Annotated in this window: 19 protein-coding genes; 6 read left to right on the top strand and 13 right to left on the bottom strand. The window is 69.3% G+C overall.

Features of this window, described 5'->3' with window-relative positions; translation table 11 throughout:
- Positions 1–19: 19 nt before the first annotated feature.
- Both AC1IQ6_RS09865 and AC1IQ6_RS09860 read right to left on the bottom strand, forming a co-directional pair.
- Complete coding sequence (locus AC1IQ6_RS09865; RefSeq protein ID WP_102772336.1) at positions 20–1,057, bottom strand: 4-hydroxythreonine-4-phosphate dehydrogenase PdxA; 1,038 nt, start codon at positions 1,055–1,057, stop codon at positions 20–22.
- Positions 1,058–1,067: 10 nt separating this feature from the next.
- Entirely contained in the window at positions 1,068–2,042 is a 975-nt protein-coding gene (locus AC1IQ6_RS09860) for a Bug family tripartite tricarboxylate transporter substrate binding protein (RefSeq protein WP_102772337.1), read from the bottom strand.
- 129 nt (positions 2,043–2,171) lie between these two features.
- Here AC1IQ6_RS09860 and AC1IQ6_RS09855 point away from each other — a divergent pair, with 129 nt between their 5' ends.
- Both AC1IQ6_RS09855 and AC1IQ6_RS09850 read left to right on the top strand, forming a co-directional pair.
- Positions 2,172–3,104, top strand: a complete 933-nt coding sequence (locus AC1IQ6_RS09855) for a LysR family transcriptional regulator (RefSeq protein WP_485866240.1) — start codon at positions 2,172–2,174, stop codon at positions 3,102–3,104.
- Positions 3,105–3,165: 61 nt separating this feature from the next.
- Positions 3,166–3,504 (top strand): zinc ribbon domain-containing protein YjdM, encoded by a 339-nt coding sequence (locus AC1IQ6_RS09850; RefSeq protein WP_102772837.1) that lies wholly within the window; start codon positions 3,166–3,168, stop codon positions 3,502–3,504.
- 7 nt (positions 3,505–3,511) lie between these two features.
- Here the strand turns inward: AC1IQ6_RS09850 and AC1IQ6_RS09845 are convergent, their stop codons facing one another.
- From AC1IQ6_RS09845 to AC1IQ6_RS09800, 10 genes are all read right to left on the bottom strand, one after another.
- A complete protein-coding gene (locus AC1IQ6_RS09845) occupies positions 3,512–3,748 on the bottom strand; it encodes a hypothetical protein (protein WP_102772339.1) in 237 nt (78 codons plus the stop codon).
- A gap of 15 nt (positions 3,749–3,763) precedes the next feature.
- Positions 3,764–3,973 (bottom strand): FixH family protein, encoded by a 210-nt coding sequence (locus AC1IQ6_RS09840; protein ID WP_102772340.1) that lies wholly within the window; start codon positions 3,971–3,973, stop codon positions 3,764–3,766.
- A 20-nt stretch (positions 3,974–3,993) separates the two neighbouring features.
- Positions 3,994–5,487 (bottom strand): cytochrome c oxidase accessory protein CcoG, encoded by a 1,494-nt coding sequence (ccoG, locus tag AC1IQ6_RS09835; protein WP_102772341.1) that lies wholly within the window; start codon positions 5,485–5,487, stop codon positions 3,994–3,996.
- A gap of 58 nt (positions 5,488–5,545) precedes the next feature.
- On the bottom strand, positions 5,546–6,493 hold the full coding sequence (ccoP, locus tag AC1IQ6_RS09830; protein WP_102772342.1) for a cytochrome-c oxidase, cbb3-type subunit III: 948 nt from the start codon (positions 6,491–6,493) through the stop codon (positions 5,546–5,548).
- Positions 6,490–6,666, bottom strand: coding sequence for a cbb3-type cytochrome oxidase subunit 3 (locus AC1IQ6_RS09825; RefSeq protein WP_102772343.1), 177 nt, complete (start codon positions 6,664–6,666; stop codon positions 6,490–6,492). Before AC1IQ6_RS09825 ends, ccoP begins: the two co-directional genes overlap by 4 nt.
- A gap of 2 nt (positions 6,667–6,668) precedes the next feature.
- Positions 6,669–7,397 (bottom strand): cytochrome-c oxidase, cbb3-type subunit II, encoded by a 729-nt coding sequence (gene ccoO, locus AC1IQ6_RS09820; protein ID WP_102772344.1) that lies wholly within the window; start codon positions 7,395–7,397, stop codon positions 6,669–6,671.
- A gap of 10 nt (positions 7,398–7,407) precedes the next feature.
- Positions 7,408–8,895, bottom strand: a complete 1,488-nt coding sequence (gene ccoN / locus AC1IQ6_RS09815; protein ID WP_102772345.1) for a cytochrome-c oxidase, cbb3-type subunit I — start codon at positions 8,893–8,895, stop codon at positions 7,408–7,410.
- Positions 8,896–9,049: 154 nt separating this feature from the next.
- Positions 9,050–9,211: a cbb3-type cytochrome oxidase assembly protein CcoS gene (ccoS, locus tag AC1IQ6_RS09810; RefSeq protein WP_102772346.1), complete on the bottom strand. Its 162-nt coding sequence runs from the start codon at positions 9,209–9,211 to the stop codon at positions 9,050–9,052.
- Positions 9,208–10,179, bottom strand: coding sequence for a P-type ATPase actuator domain-containing protein (locus AC1IQ6_RS09805; protein WP_102772347.1), 972 nt, complete (start codon positions 10,177–10,179; stop codon positions 9,208–9,210). Before AC1IQ6_RS09805 ends, ccoS begins: the two co-directional genes overlap by 4 nt.
- Positions 10,180–10,271: 92 nt before the next feature.
- Entirely contained in the window at positions 10,272–11,540 is a 1,269-nt protein-coding gene (locus AC1IQ6_RS09800) for an adenosylmethionine--8-amino-7-oxononanoate transaminase (protein WP_485866239.1), read from the bottom strand.
- Between the two features lie 81 nt (positions 11,541–11,621).
- On the opposite strand from AC1IQ6_RS09800, the gene AC1IQ6_RS09795 reads away from it, so the two are divergent.
- Genes AC1IQ6_RS09795 through bioD form a run of 3 tightly spaced genes read left to right on the top strand, consistent with a single transcriptional unit; the run spans position 11,622 to position 14,886 of the window.
- Entirely contained in the window at positions 11,622–12,809 is a 1,188-nt protein-coding gene (locus tag AC1IQ6_RS09795; RefSeq protein WP_111824684.1) for an aminotransferase class I/II-fold pyridoxal phosphate-dependent enzyme, read from the top strand.
- Positions 12,806–13,465 (top strand): alpha/beta hydrolase, encoded by a 660-nt coding sequence (locus AC1IQ6_RS09790; RefSeq protein ID WP_209165211.1) that lies wholly within the window; start codon positions 12,806–12,808, stop codon positions 13,463–13,465. The genes AC1IQ6_RS09795 and AC1IQ6_RS09790 overlap by 4 nt, the downstream gene beginning before the upstream one ends.
- Positions 13,462–14,886: a dethiobiotin synthase gene (gene bioD, locus AC1IQ6_RS09785; RefSeq protein ID WP_485866238.1), complete on the top strand. Its 1,425-nt coding sequence runs from the start codon at positions 13,462–13,464 to the stop codon at positions 14,884–14,886. Before AC1IQ6_RS09790 ends, bioD begins: the two co-directional genes overlap by 4 nt.
- A 6-nt stretch (positions 14,887–14,892) precedes the next feature.
- Here bioD and AC1IQ6_RS09780 read toward each other — a convergent pair whose 3' ends face one another.
- Positions 14,893–15,201 carry a hypothetical protein gene (locus AC1IQ6_RS09780; RefSeq protein WP_146747986.1) on the bottom strand — a complete coding sequence of 103 codons (309 nt, stop codon included), beginning with the start codon at positions 15,199–15,201 and terminating at the stop codon, positions 14,893–14,895.
- On the opposite strand from AC1IQ6_RS09780, the gene AC1IQ6_RS09775 reads away from it, so the two are divergent.
- Positions 15,200–19,315, top strand: a complete 4,116-nt coding sequence (locus AC1IQ6_RS09775; RefSeq protein ID WP_485866237.1) for a hypothetical protein — start codon at positions 15,200–15,202, stop codon at positions 19,313–19,315. The genes AC1IQ6_RS09780 and AC1IQ6_RS09775 overlap by 2 nt on opposite strands.
- Positions 19,316–19,322: the final 7 nt, after the last annotated feature.

Raw genomic sequence — 19,322 nt, 5'->3', positions numbered from 1 at the left:
AGATGGGAAGAAGCGGGCCTCAGGCCGCCGCCAGGCGCGAGGCGCGGTGCGACGCGCCCATGCGGCATGCGATCAGAAAGGCCTGCCAGGTGGCGTCCAGGTCGGCGCGGCCCTGGCCCGCGATGTCGTAGGCGGTGCCGTGGGCGGGCGTGGTGATGGGAATGGGCAGGCCGCCCTGCACCGTCACCCCGCGCGAGAACCCCAGCAGCTTGAGCGCAATCTGGCCCTGGTCGTGGTACATGGTGACGATGGCGTCGAACTCGCCCGCCTGGGCTTTCAGGAAGATGGTGTCGGCCGGGAACGGGCCGCGCACCGGCAGGCCTTCGTCGTTCAGCTGGCGCACGGCCGGCGCGATGATGTCGATTTCCTCGCGTCCGCAGGTGCCGCCGTCGCCGCCATGCGGGTTGAACGCCGCCACCGCCACCCGCGGCTGCGCCACGCCGTTGGCCTGCAGCGAGCGGTGGATCAGCCGCGCCGCGTCCTTGATGCCGTCGACGCTGAGCGCGGCGGCCGCGTCCTTGAGCGGAATGTGCGAGGACACGCGCGAGGTCCAGAGATCGCCCAGGGTGTTGAACTCGCAGAAGTAGCCGGTCACGCCCAGGTATTTCGCGAAATGGTGCAGCTCGTCGTTGTGGGCCATGCCGCCCAGCTTCATCGCGTACTTGTTCAGCGGCGCGAAGCAGATGGCGTCGATGTGGCCGTCCTGCGCGGCGTCCATACAGGCGTCGAGCACGCACAGCACGGAGGCGCCGCCAGCCGGCTGGGCCAGGCCGACGCGCACTTCGTCCTGTCGCACCGTATCCATCTCCAGCCAGGCCGGAACCGTGCTGTCGGGGCGGTCGCGCAGCGCCTCGAAGCCCGGCACCGGCTGGGTGCGCACCTGCACCCCGGCCACGCGCTGGCCTTCGCGCCACAGCCAGGCGTCGCCCGCCAGCACGATGTTGGCGTGCTGGCAGGCTTCGGGCCTGGCCAGCAGGCGGGCGATCAGTTCGGGGCCGATGCCGGCGGGGTCGCCCAGGGTCAGGGCGATGACGGGTTTGTGCTGCGTAGTCGTCATGGTTCGGGACTCATTCCACGGAAATATTGTTTTTCTTGATGATGGCGGCGTAGCGCTGGTTCTCGGCCTTGTGAAACTGCGCGAACTGCTCCTGGCTCATCGGGTTGAGGTCGGCGCCGATCGCCTGCAGGCGTTTCTGGGTGGCCGGCAGCGCCAGGACCTGGTTGACCAGGTCGTGCACCTGCGTCTGGACGGCGGAGGGCGTGACGCTGGGCATGTAGATGCCGTACCACGCGCTCATTTCCACCCCCGGCAGGCCGGCCTGCTCCATCGTGGGCACGTCGGGAATCTGCGGGTTGCGCTGCTTGCTGAGCACGGCCAGCGGACGCACCTTGCCGGTCTTGATGTGCGGGATGACGGACGACGCCGTTTCGAAGGCCACCTGCACCTGCCCGCCGATCAGGTCCACCAGCGCGGGGCCGCTGCCGCGGTAGGGGATGTGCACCATCTTCACGCCGGCGGCGTCCTGGAACAGTTCGGCCGCGATGTGCTGGGTGCTGCCCGCGCCGCTGCTGGCGAAGTTGTAGGCGCCCGGCTTGCCCTTGAGCAGCGCGATCAGCTCCGACACCGACTTGGCCGGCAGGTCGTTGTTGACCACCAGGATATTGGGCACGGCGCCCACGAACACCACCGGCACGAGGTCGCGGTCGTTGTCGTAGCCGAGCTTGAGCAGGTGCGGCGCGATGGCGTGCGCGGTGGAGACGCCCATCACCATGGTGTGCGGATCGCCGGACTTGGCGACCTGGTCGGCCGCCAGCGTGTTGGACGCGCCCGGCTTGTTTTCAACCACCACCGTCTGCTTGAGCAGCGGGCCGAGCTCGTCGCCCACGGCCCGCGCCATCGCGTCGGTGCCGCCGCCCGGCGCCGAGCCCACCAGCAGCCGCAGGGGCTTGCTGGGCCAGTCGCCGGCAAGCGCCTGCAGGGGGGCCAGGGCCGACAGGCACAAGGCCCCTGCCGCCATGGCTGCGTATAGCCGAGTCTTCATGGTTGTCTCCTTGGGTAGCTGGTTTGCCGCCTAGCGGTCATTACTGTTTTTGTGGCTCCATCTTAGAAACAAGCTTAGTTTCCGTAAAATGAAACTTTTGCACCAACCGTTCACCAGAGGCGATCAATCATGGAACGTACGATTTCCGTCCCTGCGCTGCTGTCGCGGCTGCGCATGCGCCAGATCGTCCTGCTGCTGGCGATCGAGGAGCGCGGCACGCTGCGCGCGGCCGCCGCCCAGCTCAACATGACGCAGTCGGCGGCCAGCAAGATGCTGCACGAACTGGAGCTGGCCATCGGCCAGCCGCTGTTCGGGCGGGTCGGCCGCGGGCTGGCGCTGACCGCCGCCGGCGAGTGCGTCATGGAGTACTTCCGCGGCATGCGCGGCACGGTGGCGTCGCTGGCGCGCGAGCTGGAAGAGGTACGGCTGGGCAGCACCGGCAAGCTCTTCATCGGCAGCATCATGGCGGCCTCGCCGGGGCCGCTGACCGATGCGCTGCTGCGCCTGAAGCAGACCTATCCGCTGCTGGCGGTGGAGATCTCCACCGGCACCAGCGACCTGCTGATCGGCCGCATGACCGAGGGCAAGCTGGACGTGGTGATCGGCCGCATGCTGACGCTGCCGGAACGCCATTACGTTTTCCGCCCGATCGGCGACGAGGCCTTGTCGGTGATCGCCGCGGTGGACCACCCGCTGGCCGCGCGCAAGCGCGTGGACTTCGCGGCCATGATGGAATATCCGTGGGTGCTGCAGCCGCACGGCAGCCCGATGCGCGACGTGATGGAGCAGGAATTCCGCGCGCACGACGCCGCGCCGCCGCGGGACCTGATCGAATCGGCGTCGATCCTGACCACCACCAACCTGGCGATGAAGTCTTCGATGCTGGGCGTGATTCCGGAATCGGTGGCCGGCCGCTATGCCGCACACGGGCTGCTCGCCATCCTGCCCTACCGCATCCGCCACCGCCTGACGGCCTTCGGCAGCATCGTGCCGCGCGACCGGCCGCTGAGCGCGGCGGCCCGGCATTTCGTCGGCCTGCTGCACGGCGACCCGGACCTTTGAGGCCGCCGCGCCGTATACTTGCGGGTTGCGCGATAGCGCCTTTTACCAGAGAGATTTGCCCGTGAGCACCCTGCCCGCCTGTCCGCAATGCCGGTCCGAATTCACCTATGAAGACGGCGGCCTTTACATCTGCCCGGAATGCGCGCACGAATGGTCGGCGCAGGCGGGCGACGCCGCCGAGCAGGCCCGCGTCTACCGCGACTCGGCCGGCAACGTGCTGCAGGACGGCGACACCGTCACGGTCATCAAGGACCTGAAGCTGAAAGGCTCGGGCGGCGTGATCAAGATGGGCACCAAGGTCAAGGGCATCCGCCTGGTCGACGGCGACCACGACATCGATTGCAAGATCGACGGCTTCGGCCCCATGAGCCTGAAGTCGGAATTCGTCAGGAAGGCCTAGGCCCTCGCTAGAGGTCCTCGTCTTCCTCGGGCTTGGGCATGAGATAGGCCGTCAGCGTGCTGGACAGCCCGGCCATCACCCACAATACGAAGAACGAGATGGTGTAGAAGCCCACGCGCCCGGTCGGGACGTGGCCGAAAATCGCCACGTCCAGCGGGTCGATCAACGCGAAGACCAGCACGCTACAGGCGGCGGCGGCCAGGAACGACGGCCACAGTATCCACATCAACGATCTCAAGCCCATCAGTGCACTCCCGTTCTACGGATTGGCGTTCGGCGCGGTCTGTTCGACGACCAGGCCGCGCTTGACCACGCCTTCCTGGATCGGCTGGTTGCTGAAATTCGTGTAGGCCAGATAGATGGTGATGAAACACCCGATCATGGCCAGGAACGGCCCGGCCATCAGTATCCAGGGCCAGGGTTCACGGTACCAGGGTTTGGCGGGCTGCGCGGGCTGGGCTGCGTTCATGGACATATCCTGTTCTGTGCTTACTCGGGAACGTAGAAGCTGGCGGCTTCGTCGGTTTCGATGGCGCGCTGCTCGCCGTCCTGGCCGCGCGCGCGCAGTGTGATGGGGTGGGCGCCGGGCTCGGCGCCGGCGGGCGCGCGGATCACCATCGGCACCAGCTTGTTGGCCGCGGCTTCGACGTCGACGGTATCGGCGCCCTGCTGGCCGGCCATCACGGTCAGGCCGGGCATGCCCTCGGCGCTCAGGCGCAAGCGCATGGGCTGGTCGGAGGTGTTGATGATCTGCAGGCGGTAGACGTTCTCGATCTGGCCGCCCGCCACTTCGCGCCCCAGCGCGCCGCGGTCGCGAATGATGTCGACGCGCAGCGGATTGCGCATGGCCAGCGAGGCCACGAAGGCGATGGCGAGCGCCAGGATCAGCGCGCCGTAGATCAGCACGCGCGGGCGCAGCAGATGCGAACGCGCGCTCTTGGTGGACAGGCCGTCGAGCATGGCGCGCTCGGAGGTGTAGCGGATCAGGCCCGGCTCGTACTGCATCTTGTCCATGACCTGTTCGCAGGCGTCGATACAGGCCCCACAGCCGATGCACATGTACTGCAGGCCGTCGCGGATATCGATGCCGGTGGGGCAGACCTGCACGCACAGGCTGCAATCGACGCAATCGCCCATGCCGGCCGCCTTGTGGTCGATCTTGCGCGAGCGTCCGCCGCGCGGCTCGCCGCGGACCTTGTCGTAGGTGACCACGAAGGTGTCGGGGTCCACCATCACGCTCTGGAAGCGCGCGTAGGGGCACATGTATTTGCACACCGATTCGCGCATGAAGCCGGCGTTGCCCCAGGTGGCGAAGCCGTAGAACAGCATCCAGAACCACTGCCAGGGCCCCAGCTGCAGCGTGAACAGCTCGTGGCCCAGTTCGCGGATGGGCGCGAAATAGCCGATGAAGGTGGAGCCGGTCCACCAGGCCACGGCGATCCACAGGAAATGCTTGGTCAGTTTCAGGCGGGCCTTGCGCCAGCTCCAGGGCGATTCGTCCAGGCGGATGCGCGCGACGCGGTCGCCTTCGACCTTGCGTTCGATCCACATGAAGATTTCGGTATAGACGGTCTGCGGGCAGGCGTAGCCGCAGAAGAGCCGCCCGGCCACGGCCGTGAACAGGAACAGCGCCAGCGCCGAAATGACCAGCAGCACTGCCAGGTAGACCACGTCCTGCGGCCACAGCACCAGGCCGAACAGGTAGAACTTGCGCGCGCCCAGGTCGAACAGCACCGCCTGGCGCCCGTTCCACTGCAGCCAGGGCAGGCCGTAGAAAATGATCTGCGTGAGAAACACGAAGGCGATCCGCCAGCGCGCGAAAATGCCGCTGACCGACCGCGGGTAGATCTTGCTGCGCACGTCCGCCAGCGTCTGTTCCAGGGTTTCCTGGCCGGGACGCGGCGGCCTCGTGTGGGGCCGCCAGGGTGGCGGGTCACCGCCAGGCGAATTGCCGCCGACGCTTGCGGTTGACCCATCTTCCATATGCTGCTCCGTGCTTTAAGTCAGTGATAGGGGGGCGGGGATCGCCCGCCCCCTGCCCTTATTTCGCCGCCTCGTTGGACGCCACGGACTCGGCGCCGGGCTTGTTGGACAAGCCCCAGACCCATGCCGTCAGGATCTTGATCTGCTCCGGCGAGAGGATCTCTTCGTGGGCCGGCATGCGGTTGTCGCGGCCGTCCAGGATGGTCTTGACGATGGTGGCCTCGGAACCGCCGTAGAGCCAGACGTCGTCCGTCAGGTTGGGCGCGCCCAGCGCCTGGTTGCCCTTGCCGTCCACGCCGTGGCAGGCGACACAGAAGTTGGCGAACTCGCGCTTGCCGCGGAACACCCGCACCGGATCGGCGGTCAGGCCCGACAGCGAACGCACGTACTGGGCGATGTCGCCGGCGGTCTTGGGGTCGATGGTGCCCTTCCAGGGCGGCATGATGCCGACGCGGCCCTTGGTGATGGTCTGCATGATGGCTTCCGGCGAGCCGCCGTGCAGCCAGTCGCCGTCGGCCAGGTTGGGGAAGCTGGGCCCGCCCTTGGCGTCGGAGCCGTGGCATTGCGCGCAGGTGTTCAGGAACAGGCGCTGGCCGATTTCGCGCGCGCCCGCATCCTGCGAGATCTGCGGAATGTCCATGGTCTCGAAGCGCGCGTAGATCGGGCGCACGGCTTCGGCCATCCTGGCCTGCTGCTGCGCGACCTCGCCGGTGCTGCTGTAGCCCAGCTGGCCCTTGTACTCGCCCAGGCCGGGCATGAAGAACAGGTAGCCCAGCGCGAACAGGCACATCAGCAGGTACATCCAGGTCCACCAGCGGGGCACCGGATTGTTCAGTTCGGTCAGGTCGCCATCCCAGACGTGGCCCGTGTCTTCGACCTGGCCGGCGACCGGCTTGGTGCCGAGCCAGCGGCGCTGGGTGTAGAGCAGCCAGATGCACCAGATCACGCCGCCCAGGGCGATGATCGAGATGAAATACCCCCAAAAGCCATTAACGAAATCGCTCATGACCGATTCGCTCCATCATGTTGTCCCGGCCCGAATTCATCGGGCAGTGCGAACGGCAGCATGGCCGATTCGCGGTTGGCGCCCTGGCGGCCGCGCGAGCAGGCCCACCAGACGATGCCAAAAAAGGTTGCCATCGAGATGGCGGTGACGATTGCGCTCAGGTAGCCCAGCATGGTCATTCTCCCGTTGCGGCCGGCGCGGCGGGTTGGACGGGCTGAGCGGCGGGCTGGGGCGGCTGGGCCGCCCGCTTGGCCGCCTCGGCGGCTTCGGCCTGCCTGGCCTTGCGCACGCCGACGCCCAGGCCCTGCAGGTAGGCGACCAGCGCGTCTTCCTCGGTCTTGCCTTCGATGGCCTTGGGCGCCGCGGCGATTTCCTCGTCCGTGTAGGGCACGCCCAGCTTGCGCAGGGCGCGCATGCGCTGGTCCACGTCGGCGCCGGTGATGACGGTTTTCTCCAGCCACGGATAGGCCGGCATGTTGGATTCCGGCACCACCTTGCGCGGATCGCGCAGGTGGATGCGGTGCCAGTCGTCCGAGTAGCGTTCGCCCACGCGCGCCAGGTCGGGACCGGTGCGCTTGGAGCCCCACAGGAACGGACGGTCGAAGACCGATTCGGCCGCGATGGAGTACGAGCCGTAGCGCTGCACCTCGGCGGCCAGCACCCGCACCTGCTGCGAGTGACAGCCCACGCAGCCTTCGCGGATGTAGATGTCGCGGCCCATCAGCCGCAGCGGGCTGTAGGGCTCGACGCCGGCGACCGCCTGGGTCGTGCTGTGCTGGAAGAACAGCGGGATGATCTGTACGAGGCCCGCGAAGGACACCACCAGGATGCTGGCGATGATCATCCAGCCGATGTTCTTCTCGAGCGTCTCGTGGGAAAAGAAGCCGCGTTGCTTGTTGGCCATGATGTCCTCGTCAAACGGTGGCCGGCACGGCGGTCGGGGCGACCGACGGACGCGCGCCATGGGGATCGTCCAGCGGAATGGCGGGGTTGACCGGGCGCGCGCCGCGCACCGTCATCCACACGTTCCAGGCCATGACGAACACACCCGACAGGAACAGCGTGCCACCCAGCAGGCGGATCAGGTAATACGGAACCCGCGTCTTCAGCTCTTCGACGAAGCTGTACACCAGGGTGCCGTCGGCGGCGGTATCGCGCCACATCAGGCCCTGCTGCACGCCGGCGATCCACATGGAGGCGATGTACAGCACCACGCCGATGGTCGCGATCCAGAAGTGCAGTTCGATGGCCTTGACGCTGTACATCTTCTCGCGGCCGTACAGGCGCGGAACCAGGTAGTACAGCGAGCCGAAGCTGATCATGGCGACCCAGCCCAGCGCGCCGGAGTGCACGTGGCCGATGGTCCAGTCCGTGTAGTGCGACAGCGCGTTGACGGTGCGGATCGACATCATCGAGCCTTCGAAGGTCGACATGCCGTAGAACGACAGCGCCGTGACCATGAACTTCAGGATCGGATCGGTGCGCAGCTTGTACCAGGCGCCCTGCAGGGTCATGATGCCGTTGATCATGCCGCCCCAGGACGGCGCCAGCAGGATCAGCGAGAAGGTCATGCCCAGCGACTGGGTCCAGTCGGGCAGCGAGGTGTACAGCAGGTGGTGCGGGCCCGCCCACATGTACGTGAAGGCCAGCGCCCAGAAGTGGACGATGGACAGGCGGTAGGAATAGATGGGACGCCCGGCCTGCTTGGGCACGAAGTAGTACATCATGCCCAGGAAGCTGGTGGTCAGGAAGAAGCCCACCGCGTTGTGGCCGTACCACCACTGCACCATCGCGTCCTGCACCCCGGCGTAGGCCGAGTAGGACTTCCACATCGAAACCGGCATCTCGATGTTATTGAAGATGTGCAGGATGGCGATCGTCAGGATGTACGAGCCGAAGAACCAGTTGGCCACGTAGATGTGCTTGGAGCGGCGCTTGACGATGGTGCCGAAGAACACGATGGCGTAGGCCACCCACACCAGCGTGATCAGGATGTCGATCGGCCATTCCAGTTCGGCGTATTCCTTGCTGCTGGTGAAGCCCATGGGCAAGGTGATGGCGGCGGCGACGATGACGATCTGCCAGCCCCAGAACGTGAACGCGGCCAGCGGGCCACAGAACAGGCGGGCCTGGCAGGTGCGCTGCACGACGTAATACGACGTTGCGAACAGCGCGCTGCCGCCGAATGCGAAGATGACCGCGTTGGTGTGCAGCGGGCGCAGGCGGCCGTAGGACAGCCACGCCGTGTCGAAATTCAGCTGCGGCCAGATGAGCTGCGCGGCGATAAATACGCCCACGGCCATGCCGACGATGCCCCAGACCACCGTCATGAGCGCGAACTGCCTCACGATCCGGTAGTTGAAGGTATCGGCCTTGTTTGCGATTGCGGCGCAATCGTTCATCACCTTCCCCTAAAGAGAAACAATTAGATCCAAGTTGCCATGATGGCGGTTGGCGGCCAAACGGACGTTGATATGAATCAAACCCTGTCGGCAGTACGGGGGAACAAGCAGGTTGCGCAACAGATCTATGGCTGGCGCGGCGGGCATGGGGGCTTCAGCCCCGTCCGGCGGGCCCGCTGTCGTCGTCGCGCAGAATGGCGCTGCCGGCTTCGTCGGTGTCGTCGTACTGGCCGTTGAACACGGCCCACCAGAGCGACACGCCGATGGCCAGCACGAACAGCAGCGACAGCGGCAGCAGCAGATAGAGGATGGTCACGGCGCGGCCTCGAGCGCGGCCGACGGCGGCGCGCCGGACCAGTCGCGGCGGCACAGGCGCCAGGAGTTGTAGGCCACCGCCAGCGACGACACCAGCATGGTGATGGCGGCCAGCCAGGGCGTGACCCAGCCGACCACGGCCAGCGGCGTCATCAGCAGGTGCCAGACCACCGAGCCATGCAGGTTCTGGCGGGCCTTCTTGCGCGCCTCGGCCAGCAGCGCGTCCAGCGCGGCGTCGGGCATGGCGGGGTCGGCGGCCAGCGCCGAATGGGCCGAGGCCATGGCGGTGGGCACCGCCATCGACATGGCGCAGGGGCAGCTCATCACCAGCAGCGCCACCATCACGGGGATGCTGTGGGCGGCGTCGATATAGGCCCAGACGGCGGCCGCGGCCAGCGCCAGCGCCACCTGGACCATGACGAAGCGCGAGGCCAGCCGGTCGGCGCGCGCGCCCAGCGCCAGCCGCTCGGCCTCGATGCGCTCGTGGCGCGCCCCGCCTGCGGCGCCGCCGAAGGACTGGCGGGCGCACAGTTCGAGATAGCGCGCGGTCAGCAGGAAGGCCACGAACATCGTGACCGAATCGAAATACACCTCGCCGCGCCCGGTGTAGGTGGCGTGGACGCTGGGAATGAAGGCGGCGACGATGCCCAGCGCCACCGGCACGTCCATGCCGGCGCGGCCGCGCCGCAGGTTCTCGCCGGCCAGGCGCCAGATGGGCCAGGCCGAATACAGCACCACCGGCACGGTCAGCGCCAGGCTGGCCCAGTTCATCAGCACGATGGCCCAGTCCAGCGTCTCGAGCGCGTCGGCCGGGATGCCGTCGTGGCGCAGGTAGCCGGGCCAGGCGAACATCATGACCTGCATCATCGCCAGCCACGCCAGCGACAGGCGCACCAGCGCATGGCGGCGCAACTGGCGGTCGGCCTGGGGCAGGCCCGCCGGGACGGCAAAGATCGATTTGGCTCGCATGCGCCGATCGTACCCAGCGCCGGGCGGCCCTGCCTTGATCTGAATCAAGGCGCCCCTGGCGGTTTGTTGCGCCCGGCTTAGGGGTGCCCGGCTCAGGGACGCTGGCGCCCCAGCACTTCGTTCACGGCCCGCATCAGGCCGGCAAGGTCGTCCTCTTCTATGGTCAGCGCCGGAGTCAGGTAGACCACGTTGCCGAAAGGCCGCACCCAGACGCCGGCCTCGACCAGCCGCCGCTTGAGCGCCTCGCGGTCGCCGATGCCGTCCAGCTCCACCACCCCGATGGCGCCCAGCACCCGCACGTCGCGCACCCAGGGCAGGTCGCGGCACGGCGCCAGTCCCGCCGCCAGGGCCTCGGAGATGGCGCGGGCCTGTTCCAGGCGCGGCTCGCGCTCGAACAGGTCCAGCGAGGCGTTGGCCGCCGCGCAGGCCAGCGCATTGCCCATGAAGGTGGGGCCGTGCATCAGCGCGTGCGAAGGATCGTCGGACCAGAAGGCGTCGAACACCCGGCTGCTGGCGACGGTGGCCGCCAGCGGCAGGGTGCCGCCGGTCAGGGCCTTGGACAAGGTCAGGATGTCCGGCCGGATGCCGGCCTGCTCGAACGCGAACATGCAGCCGGTGCGCCCGAAGCCGGTGAAGATCTCGTCGAAGATCAGCAGCAGGCCGTGGCGGTCGGCCAGGCGGCGCAGCCGCCGCAGGACTTCCGGGTCGTGCAGCAGCATGCCGCCGGCGCCCTGCACCAGCGGCTCGACCAGGATGCCGGCCAGCCGCGGCGCGTGGCGCTCCAGGTGGTCCTCGAGCGCGGCCAGCTCGGCCTCGCCTTGCGGCAGATCGACGATATCGTGCTCGGCCAGCATGCCGCGGTACAGGCTGTGCATGCCCTCTTCCGGATCGCACACCGCCATGGTGCCGAAGGTGTCGCCGTGGTAGCCGCCGCGAAACGCCAGGAAGCGGGTGCGTCCGCGCTCGCCCTGGTTGAGCCAGAACTGCAGCGCCATCTTCATGGCCACTTCCACCGCCACCGAGCCGGAGTCCGTATAGAAGACGCGGTCCAGGCCCGGCCCCAGCAGCGCGGCCAGGCGGCGCGCCAGCGTCAGGGCCGGTTCGTGCGTCAGTCCGCCGAACATCACGTGCGGCATCGCGTCCAGCTGCGCCCGCACCGCCTGGGCGATGTGCGGATGGTTATAGCCATGGCAGGCGGTCCACCAGGACGCCACGCCGTCGATCAGGCTGCGGCCGTCGGCCAGTTCGAGCCGGCTGCCGTGGCTGCGCACCACCGGCAGCGGCGGCGTGGCCGTCTTCATCTGGGCATAGGGCAGCCAGATGTGGGGATGGCCCCGGGCCATCCAGTCGGGCGTGTGCATGAATCACCTCCACTACAATGGCCCGCATTCTACGGCCTGGCGCCGACCTCACGGTCCGCCCGGCCGCCGCAGGACGGGTCGATGTCGAAACTGGATACGCTGTTTTTCTCCGAGCTGGCGCGCGCCGAAACGCGCCAGGTCAGGCGCCGCCTGCGCACGGCCGGCGCCGCCGCCCCCGGGCATCTGCTGCTGGGCGGCGCGCCCATGCTTAACTTCTCCAGCAATGACTACCTGGGGCTGGCGCGCCACCCGCTGCTGGTCGAGCGCGCCCGCGAATGGGCGGCCCGCCACGGCGCCGGCGCCCAGGCCTCGCGCCTGGTCTGCGGCAATCTGGACCTGCACGAACAAGTCGAAGCCAAGCTCGCCCGCCTCAAAGGCACCGAGGCCGCGCTGCTGCTGGCTTCGGGCTGGCAGGCCAACGCCGCCGTGCTGCCCGCCCTGCTGCGCGCGGCCACCGGCCGGGGCGAGGTCGAGCTCTACGCCGACAAGCTCAACCACGCCAGCCTGCACCACGGCTGCCAGGCCGCCGGCGTGCGCCAGATCCGCTTCCGCCACAACGACCTGGCGCACCTGGAAAGCCTGCTGGCCGCGCGCGCCGCAAACCCGGCGGACAAGCCCGTGACCCGCTTCATCGTCACCGAAAGCGTATTCAGCATGGACGGCGACCGGACCGACGTGGCGCGCCTGGCCGACCTGGCCGACCGCTACGACGCCTTCGTCTACCTGGACGAAGCCCACGCCACCGGCGTGCTGGGCCCCAACGGCATGGGGCTGGCCGGGCTGGCGCCGGGCCGGATCGATCTGGCCATGGGCACCTTCAGCAAGGCGCTAGGCGGATTCGGCGCCTATGTGGCCGGTTCGCGCGCGCTGTGCGACTACCTCGTCAACGCCTGCTCCGGCTTCATCTACACGACGGCGCTGCCGCCCGCGGTGCTGGGCGCCATGGACGCGGCGCTGGACCTGGTGCCCACGCTGGACGCCGAACGCGCCCGGCTGGCGGCCGCCGGCGACCATCTGCGCGCGTCTTTGCAGGCGCTGGGGCTGGACACCGGCGACTCGTCCACCCAGATCGTGCCGGCCATCGTCGGCGACGCGGCCCGCGCGCTGCGGATGGCGTCGGCCCTGGAACAGCGCGGCCTGCTGGCGGTGGCGATCCGCCCGCCCACCGTGCCGGCCGGCACCAGCCGGCTGCGCGTGACCCTGAGCGCCGCGCACCGCGACGCCGACGTGGCGCGCCTGATCGACGGCTTCGCCGCGGTGCTGGCGTGACGCGCCGCCCCACCCTGCTGTTCGTCCACGGCTGGGCCTTCGACGCCTCGGTCTGGACGCCGCTGCGCGCCGAGCTTGGCGACTGGCCGCAGGCGGCCTTCGACGCCGGCTATTTCGGCGCGCCCGAAGACCCCGCCGTCGACGGCCCGGTCATCGCCATCGGCCACTCGCTGGGCGCGCTGCGCCTGCTGCGCCGCCTGCCGCCCGGCTGCCTGGGGCTGGCGGCCATCAACGGCTTTGCGCGCTTCGCCGCCGGACCCGGCTTCGAGGCCGGCGTGCCGCCCCGCATGCTGGACCGCATGCAGAAGCGCCTGGCCGCGGACCCCGAGGCCGTGCTGCGCGACTTCCGCCAGCGCTGCGGCGCGGACGCGCCGTTCGGTCCGCCCCGGCTGGAGCCGCTCGAACGCGATCTGCAGGCCCTGCGCGACGAGGACCGGCGCGCCGCCCTGGCCGCGCTGCCGGCGCCGCTGCTGGTCCTGGCCGGCGCGCAGGACCCCATCGTGCCGGCCGCCATGACGCAGGCGGCCTTCGCCGGCGCGCCCGGCTGCGAGCTGCGCTGGCGCGAAGGCGGCGGGCATCTGCTGCCGGTCTCGGACGCGCGCTGGTGCGCCGACGCGCTGCGCGCCTTCATCGCCCGCGCGGCGGGCGCGCCATGACGGCCGTCCCCGTCGCGGCGCGCTTCGGCGCGGCCGCCCGCCGTTACGAAGACCATGCGCCGGTGCAGCGCATCACGGCCGAACGCCTGGCCGACGACATCGCGCTGCTGCCGCTGCCGCGCCATCCGCGCATCCTGGAGATCGGCTGCGGCACCGGCCTGCTGACCCGGGCGCTGGCGCGCCGCATCGGGCCGGCCGACTGGACCGTGACGGACATCTCGCCCGGCATGCTGGCGGCCGCGCAAAGCCGTCCGCCCCCGCCCGGCACGGTCCGCTACCGGTTGCTCGACGGCGAGCGCCCCGAAGGGCTGCCCGGGGGCTACGACCTGATCTGCTCCAGCCTGGCGGTGCAATGGTTCTCCGACCTGAACGCCGGCCTGGGCCGGCTGGCCGCGCTGCTGGCTCCGGGCGGCCGCCTGGCGGTGGCGACCCTGGCTGCGGGCACGTTCCAGGAATGGCGCGCGGCCCATCGCGAGGCCGGGCTCAGCGCGGCCACGCCGGCCTATCCGCCGCTGGACGCCATCCGTCCGGGCATGGGCAATCTGACGGGTGGCGTGCGCGGCGAACGGCTGCTACATAATCATCCTGACGGCCTGCATTTCCTGAAGGGCCTGAAGGGCATCGGCGCCACCAGCCCGGCGCCCGGCAGCAAGCCGCTCAGCCCCGCCGGATTGCGGCGGGTGCTGGCGGCATTCGATCGAAGAGGAGCCACGGTGACCTATCACCTGGCCTATGGCATGTGGAAAAAAACTGATCAACGCCCCGCCGGGGTATTCGTGACCGGCACCGACACCGGCATCGGCAAGACCCTGGTGTCGGCCATCCTGGCGCGCGCCTGGAACGCCGACTACTGGAAGCCGGTGCAGACCGGTGTCTCCGAGGAACCCGGCGATACCGAAACCGTGGCCCAGCTGGCCGGGCTGCCGCCCGAGCGGCTGCATCTGCCCGCCTACGTGCTGCAGGCGCCCCTGTCGCCGTGGGCGGCGGCCACGCTGGAAGACGCCGTGGTCGACGCCACCAGCATCGTCCCGCCCGCCACCCAGGCCCCGCTCATCGTGGAAGGCGCGGGCGGGCTTTACGTGCCGATCGACGACACCCACATGATGATCGACCTGATCGCGCGTCTGGACCTGCCCGTGGTGCTGGCCGCGCGCAGCGGGCTGGGCACCATCAACCATACCCTGCTCAGCCTGGAGGCGCTCAGGCGGCGCGGCATCGCCGTGCTCGGCGTGATCATGAGCGGGCCGCTGTCGGCCGGCAACAAGGAAGCCATCGAGCGCTTCGGCAACGTGCGCGTGCTGGCCGAGATCCCGCCGCTGTCCAAGGTCGACGCCGCCACCGTCGAGGCCCTGGCTTGCGCCATCCCGTCGCTGGAAGACTGCCTGATCGAACTGGGCGGCGCGCCGGCCGTGGCGGGCTAGCCGCCGTTACGAATACGTACAAAATAAATCCGGCGCGCGCGGCCGCGATCCGCGCGCCGCGCCCGTGCGCGCCATCCTGCGTTCTCCGTGCCGGATGGCTGCCGCCGGCTGGGTTTCGATATGGATTCCGGCTTGCGCGCCCCCGCTTTCTACATCCAAAAGCCACATCCCGCCTTGCGCGGCGGCGTCCTCGCGCACGGACGCGCCGTTGTTGACCGCTAACGCAACACAACGATAGATTTCGGCGAATTGCAGTTCTATACGCTGGCAGTTGGTCGTGTTCCCAGGTTTTCTTCTTTGCAGGAGAGCTGGCATGGTCACCAGAAGGCTGCACATTCCCGTCCTCGCCCCCAATCCCAACCGCAACTTCTTCGACGGCACCCGTCCGGGCCAGCCCGTGCTGCGTCCGGCCGACCTGCTGGCCCTGCGCATCGAGCTGCACAACCTGACGGTCTCGCCCGGCCAGCCGCCGCGGCTGCGCAAGACCGGCAGCGGCGCGGCCACGCTGATCGTGCACTTTCCGCCGCAGTCGATCGCGGAACAGACCTTCCTGGAAAACGCGGCCAGCCAGGACGAGGACTCGCTTGCTCCTCCGCCCGTGCGGGCGCGCATCGCGGGCGAATCCCGGCTGGCCTTTGCGGTCCCGGATGATTTCGACGCGCCCTACACGCTGGAAGGCGTGCTGGCCGCCATCGAATCGCTGCCGCCGGCCGTGGCCGCCAACGCCCGGCCCCCGGCCGCGCCCGCCCCGCGCCTGGTCCTGCGCGATCTGTTCGACAAGCGCCTGGACAAGCTCAGCCCGGCGCAACGCGCGGCGCTGTCGAGCTTCGCCTTGCGCAATGCGCGCCTGGCCATGCGCCAGGACGCGCCCGGCGCGCTGCAGCGGCGCCTGGCCGGCGGCGGCGTCGGCCTGCGCCCGCCGCGGCCCGGCCCGGTCGCCGCGGTCCGCACGACGCAGCGCGCCGGCGCCATCATCGACATCCTCAAGCGCGGCCCCCGGCCCGCGGCCCCAGGCGCGCAGCAGACCGCCATCGAACTACCGTGGCGCCTGATCCTCAGCCCGCACGCGCAGACGAGTTGGCGGCACGCCAAGTCTCCCGCCACCTCGGCCGCCACCCTGCACACCGAGCTGTGGCACACGCGGCTACTGGCGACGCAGGACGGCGACGCGGTCGAACCGCCCGCGCCGGATGCGCGGCGCACGCTGCGCGCGATCTGGGCGCTGAGCGGCGAGGGCTCGTCCATGCCCATGCAGTCGGCCTATCCGGTGCCGGCCGACCAGCGCCTGCCCGCGCCCGACGCCTTGCCGTTCCTCATGCCGATGAACGATTACGATCGCTACCAGATCGCGCACCTGTCGTCGAACTTCTCGGCCGCCAGCTACACGCCGCAGCCTATCGCCACCCGCCTGCTGATGCTGTCCTCGCTGGGCGCCTGGCTGGATTCGCGCGGCAACTGGGACGGGCCCGGGCTGTCGCTGGAGGAATGGACGCACCGCGGCGCGATGGGCCGCGACCACTACGTGCGCATCGTCTACAAGGGCTTCCTGTTTCCGTTCGGCCACCGCGCGGCGCTGATCAAGGTCAGCGAACGCAAGTTCCACCCGGGCCGGCCCGGCAATGTCGCCTATCTGCGCCAGCGCCAGTTCATCATCGTGCGCCAGCGCGAGCGCGTGTACGACCTCGAACTGCCGGCGCGCGACGGCGGCGTCGGCGACCCGATGCTGCTGAACCTGCAGATGCCGTTCTCCAGCGTGCGCATCCTCACCACGGTCACGCCCAACCTGGACCCGGCCGGCAGCCCCGCCAGCAATATCGACAACCAGGACATCAAGCTGTTCTGGCCCTGCGTGGCGGGCGCGCCGTTCAAATTCGCCTGTTCGGCCACCGACACCGATGGGCGCAGCGTGCAGTTCGGCCTGCCCATGATCTTCATGATTGGCGACAAGGCCAGTCCGCGCGGCCAGAGCGGGCAGTCGCTGGTGCCGCTGTGGCCGCAGGCCGAGGCCTTCGCCCAGCAGGCGCAGACGGCCTGGCGGCGGCCCGACCGCAGCGGCCGGCGGGTCGCGCAGCTCAACCGCCAGCGCGTCACGCTGGCGCCCAGCCAGAAGGCCGGCGACACCGCGGCCGAGGTGGAATCCATCGAGTTCGACGCCGTGGTCGATCCCGGCAACGCCGGACTGCGCGCCTACAGCGACGGGCTCAACGACGCGCTGTTCTATCCGGGCGTCAAGCGCGCCTCCATCCGCATCGCGGCCTTGTCCGGGCTGGCCGGCGGCGACGGCCACAGCGTCCTCAGCTGGAATGCGCACTATCTCCGCTTCGGCTTCGACGCCGCCAACATCGGCCAGGTCTTCGGCGACATCGACGCCGACCCCATGCACCGCGGCAACGCGGCGCTGGACTTTTCCCGGCAGGGCGACCGCGCGGGCGGTTTCGTGCAGCCCAACCTGCGCCCCACGGCGCTGTCGCGGCTGGCCGGACCGGTCAGCGGCTCGGTGCAGGAGTTCGTCGCCGGCCGCATGAAAGGCGACGACGTCTTTCCCAAGACGCTGTCGGACTTGCCCCTGCCGCTGTTGTTCGGCTGTATCCCGCTGGGCGAGGTGATCGAGGCCGTGGCCAACGCGGCCAACACGCCCGAGCGGGTGCCGCGCTTCGTGGCCGAAGGCTGCAGCCAGCTGGAAAGCCTGACCAACGACATGGGACGGCTCTACGCCCTGGTGGCGGACCTGGCGCAGCAGCCCCGCCGCATCGCCCAGGGCGCCCTGAAAGCGCTGCAGGCCAGGTTCCAGGACCTGCAGGCCCAGGCCCTGGCCTACGCGCCGGCCCTGGTGGCCGGCGCCCGGACCCGCGTCGACGCGCTGAGCGCGGCGATGCAGGACGTGGTGGCGCAGATCGAACTGCTTGCCGGACAGTCCTTCGACGCCGCGCCCGCCCTGCCGGGGCTGCCCGCCGCGCTGGACGCCGCGCGCGCCGCCGCCACGGCCGTGCGCACCGCGGCCGACGCCCAGGTCGGCGGCGTGGGCCTGCCGGACGGCTATCGCCAGTCGCTCCGGCAGGCCGCCGGCGCCGCGCAGGAACTGCTGGACAGCCTGGGCGCGATTCCCGCGCTGCTGGTCCAGGGTAAGGCGCTGTACGACGCGCTCGACGCCGTCGTCGGCCAGCCGGGCCAGCTGGATCAACTTTTTTCGGACGCCGCGACGCTCAAGCTGCGCCTGCAGGCCATCGGCGATGCCGCCCAGCCCCTGTCGCAGACCATCGGCACCGCGCGCCTGCTCGAAGGCGCGCCCCGTCAGGTCGCGCAGGGCGCGCTGCGCGCGGTGCAGCTGGCGGTCGACGCCGTGCTGGCCAGCGCCCAGCTGCTGGACCTGCTGTGCGGCGACGAGCTGACCCTGCGCTTCGACTGGAACCCGGTGATCCGCAACTGGCCGGCCGAAGCCGGCAAATCGATATTCGTCGCCAACGACCCGCAAGGGCTGCGCATCGCGGTCGAGGCGCGCGTGCGCAAGAACGGACAGAGCGCGCCCAAGCTCTCTGTCGCCTGCTCGCTCAAGCACTTCGACCTGGTGCTGATCGCGCCGGCCAGCTTCCTCGAACTGAACTTCGAGAAGATCGAGTTCCGCATCGACACGGCCGCCAAGATGGACGTGGACGTGCTGCTTTCCGACATCAAGTTCGTCGGTCCCCTGTCCTTCGTGGAAACGCTGCGCGACCTGATCCCGCTGGACGGTTTCTCCGATCCGCCCTATCTGGACATCTCGGCCAAGGGCGTGGACGCGGGCTTCGACGTGGCGCTGCCGGCCATCGCCATCGGCGTGTTCAACCTGTCCAACCTCAGCCTGGGCGCCGGCTTCACCGTGCCCTTCATCGGCCAGCCGCTGGCCGTGCGCTTCAATTTCTGCACGCGCGAGCAGCCTTTCAACCTGTCGGTCTGCATGTTCGGCGGCGGCGGCTTTTTCGGCGTCACGCTGGACCCGTCCGGCATCCAGCTGCTGGAGGCCGCGTTCGAATTCGGCGCCAGCGTCTCGGTCAACCTGGGCGTGGCTTCCGGCGGCGTGCACGTGATGGCGGGCATTTACTTCCGCATGGAAAAAGACGCCTGCTCGCTGGCCGGCTATTTCCGCATGGGCGGCTGCGTCAGCGTGCTGGGCATCGTCAGCATCTCGATCGAGATCTACCTGGAACTGCGCTACGAATTCGAGAGCGGTAAATGCGCCGGACGCGCGACCATCACCGTCGAGATCGAAGTCTTCATGTTCTCGACCAGCGTATCGCTGTCGTGCGAGCGCAAGTTCGCCGGCTCCAACGGCGACCCCGGCCTGCGCGACCTGATGGGCCCCAGGCCCGACCTGCCGCTGGCGCAGGAGCTGGCGCAGATCGACGACGACATGCAATACGCCTGGCGCGAGTACGCCGAAGCCTTTGCCTGAGGAGCGT

This window comes from Achromobacter sp. MUI-25009338, from assembly GCF_057359325.1.
This window is presented reverse-complemented; position numbering and strand designations above follow the sequence as displayed.